General features: G+C 40.1%; 10 protein-coding genes. All 10 read left to right on the top strand.

What is annotated here, in order from left to right; translation table 11 throughout:
- The first annotated feature begins 1 nt into the window (after position 1).
- The 10 genes from JOD07_RS05630 (at position 2) to JOD07_RS05585 (ending at position 11,990) form a co-directional block, all read left to right on the top strand.
- Positions 2-418, top strand: a complete 417-nt coding sequence (locus JOD07_RS05630; RefSeq protein ID WP_158739563.1) for a response regulator — start codon at positions 2-4, stop codon at positions 416-418.
- 342 nt (positions 419-760) lie between these two features.
- On the top strand, positions 761-1,759 hold the full coding sequence (locus tag JOD07_RS05625) for an aspartate carbamoyltransferase catalytic subunit (RefSeq protein ID WP_204612735.1): 999 nt from the start codon (positions 761-763) through the stop codon (positions 1,757-1,759).
- Positions 1,683-2,969: a dihydroorotase gene (locus JOD07_RS05620; protein WP_158739565.1), complete on the top strand. Its 1,287-nt coding sequence runs from the start codon at positions 1,683-1,685 to the stop codon at positions 2,967-2,969. The genes JOD07_RS05625 and JOD07_RS05620 overlap by 77 nt, the downstream gene beginning before the upstream one ends.
- Positions 2,970-3,001: 32 nt before the next feature.
- Entirely contained in the window at positions 3,002-3,925 is a 924-nt protein-coding gene (pyrF, locus tag JOD07_RS05615; protein ID WP_158739566.1) for an orotidine-5'-phosphate decarboxylase, read from the top strand.
- A complete protein-coding gene (locus JOD07_RS05610) occupies positions 3,925-5,004 on the top strand; it encodes a carbamoyl phosphate synthase small subunit (protein WP_158739567.1) in 1,080 nt (359 codons plus the stop codon). Before pyrF ends, JOD07_RS05610 begins: the two co-directional genes overlap by 1 nt.
- Positions 4,983-8,204: a carbamoyl-phosphate synthase large subunit gene (gene carB / locus JOD07_RS05605; protein ID WP_158739568.1), complete on the top strand. Its 3,222-nt coding sequence runs from the start codon at positions 4,983-4,985 to the stop codon at positions 8,202-8,204. Before JOD07_RS05610 ends, carB begins: the two co-directional genes overlap by 22 nt.
- Complete coding sequence (locus tag JOD07_RS05600; protein WP_158739569.1) at positions 8,191-8,964, top strand: dihydroorotate dehydrogenase electron transfer subunit; 774 nt, start codon at positions 8,191-8,193, stop codon at positions 8,962-8,964. The genes carB and JOD07_RS05600 overlap by 14 nt, the downstream gene beginning before the upstream one ends.
- A 7-nt stretch (positions 8,965-8,971) precedes the next feature.
- Complete coding sequence (locus JOD07_RS05595; protein WP_334299650.1) at positions 8,972-9,871, top strand: dihydroorotate dehydrogenase; 900 nt, start codon at positions 8,972-8,974, stop codon at positions 9,869-9,871.
- 29 nt (positions 9,872-9,900) lie between these two features.
- Positions 9,901-10,488 carry an orotate phosphoribosyltransferase gene (gene pyrE / locus JOD07_RS05590; RefSeq protein WP_204612725.1) on the top strand — a complete coding sequence of 196 codons (588 nt, stop codon included), beginning with the start codon at positions 9,901-9,903 and terminating at the stop codon, positions 10,486-10,488.
- Positions 10,489-10,592: 104 nt separating this feature from the next.
- Positions 10,593-11,990 (top strand): sensor domain-containing diguanylate cyclase, encoded by a 1,398-nt coding sequence (locus tag JOD07_RS05585; protein ID WP_204612724.1) that lies wholly within the window; start codon positions 10,593-10,595, stop codon positions 11,988-11,990.
- Positions 11,991-12,026: the final 36 nt, after the last annotated feature.

Below are 12,026 nucleotides of genomic sequence, written 5' to 3'. Positions count from 1 at the left end.
CATGTTAAAAATATTGATTGCAGAAGATGATTTGGCGAGCAGAAAACTTTTAAAAAAATTTCTCTCACAATATGGAGAATGTGATATTGTAGTGGATGGGTTAGAGGCAATTGATGCTTATATGCTTGCTATGAGGGAGAAAAGACCTTATGATTTGATTTGCCTGGATATTATGATGCCAAAAATCGATGGAGTAAAGGTTTTAAAGGTCATCAGAGACATGGAAGCTCAAAACTTTATCCTGCCGGAAAAAAGAGCGAAAATTATAATGACTACGGCTTTAGCTGAAGCTGAATTGGTACAGACAGCGTTTGAATATGGATGTGAAGCTTATGCTTCAAAGCCTATCAATATGAATAAATTTGAAGAAGTTATGGAAAAATTAGAGCTTATTCCTAAAAAAGAATCTGAATATTAAAGCTGGCCATTTTTTCTTGACAAAGCTAAGAACCTATGATAACATTATCGAAAAAATAATGATGTTGAAATGGATAGCGCATTTCGACCTTTAATTTGGTCCCGTGAGGCCGGAAAGGAAGAGATTTAGATGCGAGACATCAGTGCGTTTTTTTGTTATGGAAAATTTGAAGCAACAACTGAATATTATAAAGAAAAAGCCATGGTAGAAAAAATGGTAGAGTTTTCATTTCTACCTGGCTTTATATTTTCTTTTTTAAAAAGGCAGAAAAAGGCAATAAAGAGATTTGGGTTAATCTCTTTATTGCCTTTTTGTCTGTGTTAAAAAAAAGGAGGAGCTGCCATGCTAAAACGTAAGGATATTCTGGGAATAAGAGATTTGACCGCCGAAGAAATTTTAGGCATTTTAGAAACCGCCAGAGAGATGAAGGAAAAGATTGAGAACAAAAAGGCAAGAGAAAAAAGTCTTAAGAATTTCAGCATAGTGACACTATTTTATGAAAACAGTACGAGGACGAAAATGTCTTTTGCACTGGCAGGAGAATATTTAGGAGCAGATGTCTCTGATTTGGGGGTTGCCACCAGCAGCGTCAATAAAGGAGAGAGCCTGGTAGACACTGGTATTACTTTAGACCAAATGGGCATTGATATTATGGTCATAAGGCACAGCATGTCGGGAGCGGCTAATGTATTAGCAAGAAATGTCAAAGCCTCTGTCATCAATGCAGGAGATGGAGTGAACGAACATCCGACCCAGGCACTCCTTGATTTGTACACCATATATGAAAAGAAGAAAAGTTTTAAAGATTTGAAAGTGGCGATCATAGGAGACATTATACACAGCAGGGTTGCAAGAAGCAATGTGTTTGGGCTTACAAAATTAGGCGCCAATGTGGTTGTGGGAGGGCCTTCGACTTTGATCTCCAAAAACATGGAGTATTTAGGCGCTAAGGTCACAATGGATATCAAAGAAGCTCTAAAAGATGCGGATATCGTCATGGGTCTTAGAATCCAGATGGAAAGACAAAAAGGCGGTCTTTTCCCTGACCTTAGGGAATACAGAGATTTGTTCGGAATTAACGAAGAAATGATGAAATATGCAAAACTGGATGCCCTGTTGATGCATCCGGGACCAGTTAACCGCGGTATTGAGCTAAGTACGGAAATTATAGACGGCTCGCAATCTGTCATCAATGAGCAGGTAAAAAACGGTGTTGCAGTCAGAATGGCATTATTACACTTATTAGCAGAGGGGAGAAAAAATAATGAAGATATTGATTCAAAATGGACGCATACTCGATCCTTCATCCAAAACCGATGGGATCAAAGATATATTGGTTGAGAACGGGATTATTGCAGCAGTTGAAGAAAATATAAGTGCTTCGGCAGATCAAATCATAGACGCTAAAGGATATTGGGTGGCTCCAGGACTTATCGATGTACATGTTCACCTAAGAGAACCGGGATACGAATATAAAGAAACCATAAAAACAGGAAGCAGGGCTGCAGCAAAGGGTGGGTTTACCACCATATGCTGCATGCCTAATACCAATCCGGTTGTTGATAATGAGATTCTTGTAGAATATATCAAGATGAAAGCCGAAAGAGAAGCCATCGTAAACGTCCTTCCCATAGGAAGCATCACTAAAGGCCAAAAAGGAGAAGAGCTTGCCAATATCGGGAAGATGGCTGAGGCTGGGATTTGCGCCATCAGTGAAGACGGCAAAACTGTTATGAATGCAGGGCTTCTTAAGAAAGCAATGAAGTATGCCAGCATGTTCAATCTTCCAGTACTTTCCCACTGTGAAGATATTACCCTTGTGGGTGGCGGTGTGATGAATGCAGGGGAAATGTCAGAAAGACTTGGAATGAAGGGTATTGGAGCCGATGCAGAGGAAGTAATCGTTGCAAGGGACATCATTCTCGCAAGAAACACAGGAGTAAAGCTTCATATCTGCCATATCAGCACCGCAGGCAGCGTTCAGCTGGTACGGGAAGCAAAATTAAGAGGAGAGTATGTCAGTGCAGAAGTTTGTCCGCATCACTTTTCTCTGACGGATGAAGCTGTAGAAGGTTATGATGCCAATACCAAAATGAATCCGCCTCTTCGCAGTGCCAAAGATGTTAAAAGCTTAAAAGAAGGTTTAAAAGATCACACCATAGATATCATTGCCACTGACCATGCACCTCACCATATTGATGAGAAAAATTGCGAGTATGACAGGGCGGCTTTTGGTATTGTAGGCCTGGAAACAGCTCTGCCTTTAAGCATTACCCACCTGGTAGAAGAAAACATTTTAACACCCTTAGAACTTATAGAAAAAATGAGTACCAATCCGGCAAAGCTTCTGGGGATTGATAAAGGTTCCCTGCAAGTTGGAAAAACTGCTGACATCACCATCATTGATCCGGATGAAACATATGAAATTGACGTTAACAGTTTTGCTTCTAAAAGCAAGAACAGTCCTTTCCACGGATATAGGGTTAAAGGAAAAGTTAAATACACCATTGTAGGTGGAAAAATGGTTTTTAATAATGGAGAGCTGATATAAGAAGTGAATTTATGTGAACAGGGGGAATGACAATGATTGATCGATTAATAGAGAAGATCGAAAAAACAAAAAATCCGACAGTAGTAGGATTAGACCCAAGACTTGGATTTGTCCCAGGTTTTATTAAAGAAGAAGCTTATGAATTGTATGGAAAAACACCAAAGGCTGCAGCCCGGGCCTTTTATGAGTTCAATAAAGCCATCATTGACGCAGTATACGACCTGGTCCCTGCAGTAAAACCTCAGGTTGCCATGTACGAGCAATACGGCCCTGAAGGAATCAAGGCTTATATCGATACCATTTTATACGCAAAAGAAAAAGGGCTTGTTGTGATCGGAGATGTTAAAAGAAGCGATATTGCTTCCACGGCAGAAGCCTATGCTGATGGGCATATCGGAAGGGTTAAAGTAGAAGATGAAGTTCATGAAGTTTATCATGAAGACAGCATTACTCTAAATCCTTATCTTGGATATGACTCCATAGAACCTTACATGAACCACTGCAAAGCATACGATAAAGGGTTATTTATCCTCGTTAAAACTTCCAATCCCAATAGCGGAGAAATCCAGGATTTAGATGTAGGAGAAGAAAAGCTCTACGAAAGAGTAGGCAGGCTTGTGTCAAAATGGGGAGAAGCAGTTATGGGGAAGAGAGGATACAGCCATATCGGCGCTGTGGTTGGAGCGACTTATCCCGAGCAAGGAACTAGACTCAGGCAATTAATGCCTCATACCTTCTTTTTAGTACCAGGATACGGTGCCCAGGGAGCAACCGCTAAAGATTTGGCCGGATGTTTTGATCAAAATGGTTTAGGAGCTATTGTCAATTCTTCAAGGGGCATTATTGCTGCCTATCAGTTAGAGAAATACAAAAATAAATTCAGTGATAAGGAGTTTGCGCAGGCGGCAAGAGAAGCTGTGATCGATATGAGAAAAGATTTAGAAAGGGTGTTATGATGAAAGCACAACTGATACTGGAAAATGGAATGGTTTTTGAAGGAAACGCCTTTGGACATATCAAAGAGAGCGTTGGAGAAGTTGTGTTTAATACGGGAATGACAGGGTACCAGGAAATCTTAACGGACCCTTCCTACTACGGGCAGATTGTTACAATGACCTATCCGCTCATAGGAAACTATGGCATCAATCTGGATGATATGGAATCGGCAAGTGCAAAAGTAAGAGGATTTATTGTAAGAGAAAAGGCAGACTATCCTAACAATTGGCGATGTGAGATGGAGCTGGACGGTTACTTAAAGCAAAACAGAATCATAGGCTTGGAAGGTATTGACACAAGAGCTCTGACTAAAATTCTCAGAAATCATGGCACCATGAAAGGCATTATAACAGTACGGGAACTTACTCAAAGCCAAATTCAGCAGAAACTTAAAGCCTTTCATAACAAAAATGCCGTAGCAGAAGTGACAACCAAAGAAATGTACCAAATTGAAGGAAACGGAAAGCACATAGCGGTGATGGACTTTGGCATTAAAGAAAACATCATTCGTTCCTTTAAGAAAAGAGACTGTAAACTTACTGTTTTTCCTGCGGATACACCGGCAGAAGAAATATTAAAGATTAATCCAGATGGGATCTTCCTGTCTAACGGCCCCGGCGATCCTAAAGATTTACCGGGAGTGATCAGTACAATCAAAACCCTCATAGGCAAAAAACCTATTTTTGGAATTTGTCTTGGCCATCAGCTTCTGGCCCTAAGTATGGGAGGCAATACTGAAAAACTAAAATTTGGACACAGAGGATGCAACCATCCTGTAAAAGATTTACTTGAAAGAAAAGTGTATATTACCTCGCAAAATCATGGATATGTGGTAACAGACCTGCCGGAGGACATGATTAAAACCCACATTAATCTCAATGATGGAACCGTAGAAGGAATGATGCATAAAAAACTTCCGATTTTCAGTGTTCAGTTCCATCCGGAAGCCTGTCCGGGACCTAAAGATACAGCATACATCTTCGACAGATTTATGGAATTAATGGAAGGAGGATTTGCATGCCAAGAGATCACAGCATAAAAAAAGTACTGGTAATCGGTTCAGGGCCAATCATCATAGGGCAGGCAGCAGAGTTTGACTATTCAGGTACTCAAGCCTGCCAGGCATTAAAAGAAGAAGGCGTTGAGGTGGTATTAATCAACAGTAATCCTGCCACCATCATGACGGATCAAGAAGTAGCGGACAAAATTTATATCGAGCCTTTAACCATAGAAGTGATCGAGCAAATTATTAAAAAAGAAAAACCAGATTCTCTCTTAGCAGGAATGGGCGGGCAAACAGGACTTAATTTGGCGGTAGAACTTTATGATAAAGGCATACTGGAAAAATACAATGTACGGGTAATCGGTACTCCCATAGAAGCCATCAAAGAAGGAGAAGACCGGGAAGGATTTAAGAAGCTTATGGAGCGAATAGGGCAGCCCATTGTTGAAAGTGAAATCGTAACCAACCTTGAAGATGGCATAAGATTTGCTGGGAAGATCGGATATCCTGTGGTGGTTCGGCCAGCATACACTCTGGGAGGAACAGGAGGCGGAATTGCAGAGAATGAAGAAGAATTAAGAGAAATCCTCTCCCAGGGGCTTCATTTAAGCAGAGTAGGTCAAGTGCTCTTAGAAAAGTGCATCAAGGGATGGAAGGAAATAGAATATGAAGTGATGCGAGACAGGTACGGCAACTGCATTACGGTATGTAATATGGAAAACATCGATCCAGTTGGAGTCCATACAGGGGACAGCATAGTTGTTGCCCCAAGTCAGACCCTTTCTGATAAAGAATACCAAATGCTTCGCTCGGCATCTATAGACATCATTAACGCCATAGGCATTCAGGGAGGCTGTAATGTACAGCTTGCCCTTAATCCCAATAGCTTTGAATATGTGGTTATAGAAATCAACCCAAGAGTAAGCCGTTCATCAGCCCTGGCTTCTAAGGCAACAGGTTATCCGATTGCCAAGGTAGCAGCAAAAATTGCCTTAGGCTATGGACTGGATGAAATCAAAAATGCGGTAACAGGTAAAACCTATGCTTGTTTTGAGCCTACACTAGACTATGTGGTGGTTAAAATACCAAAATGGCCTTTTGATAAATTCCACGGAGCAAAGCGTTCCCTTGGAACCAAGATGATGGCAACTGGAGAAGTAATGGCCATAGGCAATAACTTTGAAGCAGCCCTGCTTAAAGGGATCCGATCCCTTGAGATTGGTCAATATTCTTTAGAAAGAAAATCTTCTTCCCAAAGAACTCTGGAAGAACTAAAGAAAAAAGTGCAAGTCCCCGATGATGAGAGAATCTTTGACTTGGCTGAAATGCTTCGAAGAAGCTATCGTGTGGAAAAAGTGTGTAAAATCACAGGCATAGATCCTTTCTTTGTGGAAAAAATCAGGTGGATTGTAGAACAGGAAGAGTCCCTAAAGCAAATGAACGTAGAAGATTTATCCAAAGAATACCTCTATATGTTAAAGAAAAAAGGATTTTCAGATAAGGGTATTGCAGACTTCTTAAAAATCAGTCCTCAGGATGTCTATGGTTTAAGAATGAAATGGAATATAAAGCCTGTCTATAAAATGGTAGATACCTGTGGAGGAGAATTTGAGGCGGAATCTCCTTACTACTATTCCACCTATGATGAATACGATGAAGTGGAAGTATCCGACAACAAAAAGGTTATGGTAATTGGCTCAGGCCCCATTAGAATCGGCCAGGGAATAGAATTTGATTATTGTTCTGTCCACAGTGTATTAGCCCTTAAAAAGGCAGGAATTGAAACCGTTATAGTCAACAATAATCCAGAAACGGTCAGTACGGACTTTAACATATCTGACAAACTATACTTTGAACCCCTGACAGAAGAAGATGTTCTAAACATTGTAGAAAAAGAAAATCCGGATGGAGTGATCCTTCAGTTTGGAGGTCAAACAGCTATTAAGCTTGCAAAGTTCTTCAGAGAAATGAATATTCCAATCTACGGTACCAAACCTGAACAAATCGATGCGGCAGAAGACAGGGAAAAATTCGATGCACTTTTAGAAAGACTAGACATCAGACGTCCTAAGGGAAAAGCTGTCTGGAGCCTTGAAGAAGGACTAAAAGAGGCTAAAGAACTGGGATATCCTGTACTGGTTCGCCCTTCTTATGTCCTGGGGGGACAGGGCATGGAAATTACTTATTATGAAGATGAACTCAAGCAATATTTGGGCAATGCCTTCGAAAGAGATTCTAAAAACCCGGTATTGATCGACAGATACTTAACAGGCCGGGAAATAGAAGTAGATGCTATTTGTGACGGAGAAGACATCTTAATCCCTGGCATTATGGAACATCTGGAAAGAGCCGGAGTTCATTCGGGAGACAGTATTACCATGTATCCAAGCCAAAATATCTCTCAGGAAATGAAAGAAAAAATACTGGATTATACGAAACGTGTGGCGCTTGCTCTTGATGTTATAGGAATGGTAAATATTCAGTTTATAGAATTTGAAAATGAATTGTACATTATTGAAGTGAACCCCAGATCCAGTCGTACGGTTCCTTATATCAGCAAGGTCACTGGCGTACCGGTAATAGAACTGGCGACACGAGTAATGCTGGGAGAGCGTTTAAAAGATTTGGGTTATGGAGTGGATCTATATAAGGAAGCCGAACTGATTGCAGTGAAGGTACCTGTTTTCTCCACAGAAAAGCTTCCTATGGTAGAAGTAAGTTTAGGACCTGAGATGCGTTCTACAGGAGAAGTCCTGGGCGTTGGAAGAACTTTAGATGAAGCTTTGTATAAAGGATTTATTGCGGCGGGCATCAATGTTCCAAAGAAAAACGGTACAATACTTGCCACCATCAAACCTTACGACCAGAAGGAATTTGTACCTATCGCAAAAGCGTTTAAAGAAAAAGGTTATCGTTTTATCGCCACGGAAGGAACGGCAAAACTCTTAGAAAAAGAAGGTATATCTGTAACCGAAGTTAAAAAAATCAGCGAAGGAGTTCCAAATATATTGGACAGCATCCGAAGCGGGATGATTGACATCGTTATTAATACGCCGACTAAGGGCAATGATTCCAAAAGAGACGGATTTAGAATAAGAAGAGCAGCCATAGAATCTTCAGTGAATATATTTACTTCTTTGGATACGGTGAAGGCCATGTTAAAGGTTTTGGATGCGGACTTAGATTTAGCCGGGATAGGCGTATATGATTTGGGAGGAAGTCATGAAAGAAATTAAACATGCGATGATACAGGAAAACCGAATGATTGCTCCAGGGATGTACAGTATGACTTTGCAGGCAGAAGATATTGCAAAGCTTGCAAAGCCAGGTCAATTTGTCAACTTATATTGCAAAGGAGAAGCAAGGCTTCTTCCAAGGCCGATCAGTATATGTGAAATCAATAAAGAAGAGGGTACAATTAATCTGATATATGCCGTTGTAGGAAAAGGCACCGGGGAATTTAGCCAGTTAGAAGAAGGAGATACGGTTGAAGTTCTGGGACCTTTAGGGAATGGATTTATGATCGATGAAAACAAGAAAAAACATATCGTTGTAGGGGGAGGGGTCGGAACCCCTCCGCTTCTTGAGCTGGTAAAGCACTTAAAAGGAGAAATCGATGTTTATCTCGGTTTCAGAAGTTATCCAATACTTGTTGAAGACTTCGAAAGTCTTGGGGCCAGGGTTCATATAGCCACTGAAGATGGCAGCGTAGATTTTAAAGGAAATGTCCTGGAGCTCATGAAAAAGGAAAATGCCAATGGAGACATCATTTATGCCTGCGGACCCAAACTTATGCTAAAGGCCGTATCCGAATGGGCTGCTTCCAATGATATACCCATGCAGGTTTCTTTAGAAGAAAGAATGGCTTGTGGGATCGGGGCTTGTGTAGGATGTGTATGTAAAACTAAGAAAAAAGAGGATAAAGATTGGCAGCACAGAAAAGTATGCAAAGACGGCCCTGTATTTTGGCACACTGAGGTGATATGGGATGAATGAAAAAACTTTGGATCTTAAGGTTGAAATAGGTGGAGTAGTTTTAAAGAATCCTGTAACCGTTGCTTCCGGAACTTTTGGTTCCGGAAGGGAGTTTTCGGAGTTCATTGATTTAAACAAGTTGGGGGCTGTTACAGTAAAAGGCGTTTCAAGTGCTCCCTGGAAAGGGAACCCTGCGCCCAGAATTGCAGAAACCTATGGCGGTATGTTAAACAGTGTGGGCCTGCAAAACCCCGGAGTTGAAGAGTTTATCAAAAACGATATTCCCTTCCTTAGGGAGTACGATACGAAAATCATTGTAAACATTGCAGGAAAGACCATAGAGGAATATTGTGATGTGGCTGAAAAACTCTCCCATGCAGATATCGATTTAATAGAGCTTAATATTTCCTGTCCTAATGTTAAAGAAGGGGGTGTAGCCTTTGGAACGGATCCTCACATGGCCAGAGAAGTCACAAAGGAAGTAAAACGCCACTCCAAACACCCGGTCATTGTAAAGTTAAGCCCCAATGTAACAGATATAACAGAAATCGCAAAAGCTGCAATAGAGGGAGGAGCTGATGGACTGTCTCTGATCAATACCCTTCTTGGAATGGCAATTGATATTCATAAAAGGAAGCCGATCCTTGCCAATGTAGTAGGGGGCTTTTCAGGTCCGGCCATCAAACCAGTTGCGCTTAGAATGGTGTACCAGGCAGCTAAAGCTGTATCGGTTCCTATTATTGGTATGGGAGGCATTTCTACAGGAGAGGATGCCATAGAATTTATTCTGGCTGGTGCAACGGCCATAGCTGTAGGAACGGCCAATTTCAGAAACCCAAAGGCAACCATGGATGTACTGGATGGGATCAAGGAATATATGATCAGCAACGGAATAAAATCCCTTAATGAAATAAGAGGGGTCATATAAACCAGTTATCTAAAACAGGAGGAATGAAGATGTTAAATAAAGACAGAGTATTGGAGATATTAAGAGAAACAGGAGTACTTCTTGAAGGACATTTTCTTTTGACCTCAGGAAGGCACAGCAACCAATATATGCAGTGCGCAAAGATTTTGCAGTACCCAAACTATGCAGAGGAAATAGCTAAGGGTTTGGCGGAAGAATTTAAAGAAGATGCTATTGATATTGTTGTGGGACCTGCCATGGGTGGTATTATCATAGCTTATGAGCTGGCAAGGCAGTTAAATGCTAAAAATCTGTTTGCAGAACGGGAAAATGGAAAAATGGTTCTAAGAAGAGGCTTTAGTATTCCTAAAGGAGCCAGAGTGTTGGTGGCAGAAGATGTTGTTACCACAGGAGGATCCGTGTTTGAAGTAATCGATATCGTAAAAGAACAAGGAGGAGAAGTAGCAGGGGTTGCTGTATTAGTGGACAGAAGCAACGGGAGTGTTGATTTTGGTGCCAAACTTCGCGCTGCATTAACTGCGGATATTATATCCTATGAAGCTGAAGAATGCCCTCTTTGCAAAGAAGGAAAGCTGCCTCTTGTAAAGCCTGGAAGTCGTAATATAAACGCAAAATAAAAATAAATGAAATTTTAGTAATACTCTTCCATTTTGCCTCAAAATCAATTATAGTTATAATTAAATCAGTATAATTTATTGTTGGTTGGAGGCAGGTCATCATTATGAATTATTGGGAGGCCCTTACGCATGCCAGGAATAAGTTGATTGTCAAATTACTCTGGGCATTTTATCTATGTACAATTATTATGGCGACCATTCATCTGGGGCAATATATGTCATATTATATTATTGGTTTTGCTTTATGCACTCTTGCAACCGTTTTCGTATACAGGAAGAGGCATGTGATTTTAACCATGTACCTTCTTGTCACTATTATGTTTGTATACTTTTTATCGCTGATGGAACTGCGCCCTCATTTGGTAAATGTTATTTTTGTCTGGCTTACGCTTATTCTTAGCTCGTTATACCAACAGTACCGAGTTATTGTACTGGCTGGGGGGTATTCAGCAAGTATTACGCTTTATTCCTTTGCATTCCATGGCAAAGAACTTCTAAGTAATTTTCAGCATTCAGATATGATCTATCTCGTGCTTTTTGGTGCTTTTATGACAGTGTATTTTCTGTTTTATACAAAATTTACGAGAGATTTATGGATGAAGGAAAGGGAAAGAGATCAGCAGTTAAAAAATATATTGGACAGCGTTGATATTATTACTTTAAGTTTTGATATAAGAAAAAAGAAAATATCTTTCTCAGAGGGGATCACACAGCTTACGGAATACAGCCCATCGGACTTTGAAAATGATCTTAGTTTATGGAAGGAATTAGTCTATCCTCAAGATTTAGAAGCCGTAGCAGATCATTTTAAAGAGCTTTATAAGGGAGAATCCAAGGTATTCGATATTCGTATTACGACTAAATTAAAAAAGGAAAAATGGCTTCATATCAGAGCGATACCTGTTTTGGACAGTAATAGAAAAGTTGTACGAATTAATGGTGTTGTGATTGACGTAACGGAAAGAAGATGTATGGAAGAAGAGATAAAATACATGGCTTACCATGATATCTTAACAGAGCTTCCCAATAGAGTTCAATTCAATGATTACTTTATGAAAACACTATCCGAAGCAAAGAATGAAAAGAAGAAGCTGGCCATTTTATTTATTGATTTAGATCAATTTAAATCAATTAATGATTCTTTAGGTCATGATATCGGAGATTTGCTCTTAAAAGAAACGGCAAAAAGATTAAAGGCTGCTTTAAGAAAAACGGATTTTCTGTGTCGTATTGGAGGAGATGAATTTATTATACTTTTAAACAATATTAAAAATGATGAAGTGAACCGACTGGCACAAAGAATCGTAGATGCATTCAAAGAACCATTTGAGCTTCAGGGGCACGCCCTTTCAGTAACCCCAAGTATAGGCATCAGCATTTATCCTAATCATGGTAATGATATCGAAACATTGATTAAAAAAGCAGATGATGCCATGTATCTTGCAAAGAAAAAAGGGAAAAATAATTATCAGTTCTATAGTCCCATGCTAAAAGATGCATAGTAAAGAAACCTCTTTATCAACGTATAAAGAGGTTTT

The organism is Defluviitalea raffinosedens (genome assembly GCF_016908775.1).
GTDB lineage: Bacteria > Bacillota > Clostridia > Lachnospirales > Defluviitaleaceae > Defluviitalea > Defluviitalea raffinosedens.
This window is presented reverse-complemented; position numbering and strand designations above follow the sequence as displayed.

Bases quoted from the DNA above. Each gene is read 5' to 3' on its own strand.
- JOD07_RS05630 (WP_158739563.1), top strand. From the start codon at position 2: ATGTTAAAAATATTGATTGCAGAAGATGATTTGGCGAGCAGAAAACTT.
- JOD07_RS05625 (WP_204612735.1), top strand. From the start codon at position 761: ATGCTAAAACGTAAGGATATTCTGGGAATAAGAGATTTGACCGCCGAA.
- JOD07_RS05620 (WP_158739565.1), top strand. From the start codon at position 1,683: ATGAAGATATTGATTCAAAATGGACGCATACTCGATCCTTCATCCAAA.
- pyrF (WP_158739566.1), top strand. From the start codon at position 3,002: ATGATTGATCGATTAATAGAGAAGATCGAAAAAACAAAAAATCCGACA.
- JOD07_RS05610 (WP_158739567.1), top strand. From the start codon at position 3,925: ATGAAAGCACAACTGATACTGGAAAATGGAATGGTTTTTGAAGGAAAC.
- carB (WP_158739568.1), top strand. From the start codon at position 4,983: ATGCCAAGAGATCACAGCATAAAAAAAGTACTGGTAATCGGTTCAGGG.
- JOD07_RS05600 (WP_158739569.1), top strand. From the start codon at position 8,191: ATGAAAGAAATTAAACATGCGATGATACAGGAAAACCGAATGATTGCT.
- pyrE (WP_204612725.1), top strand. From the start codon at position 9,901: ATGTTAAATAAAGACAGAGTATTGGAGATATTAAGAGAAACAGGAGTA.
- JOD07_RS05585 (WP_204612724.1), top strand. From the start codon at position 10,593: ATGAATTATTGGGAGGCCCTTACGCATGCCAGGAATAAGTTGATTGTC.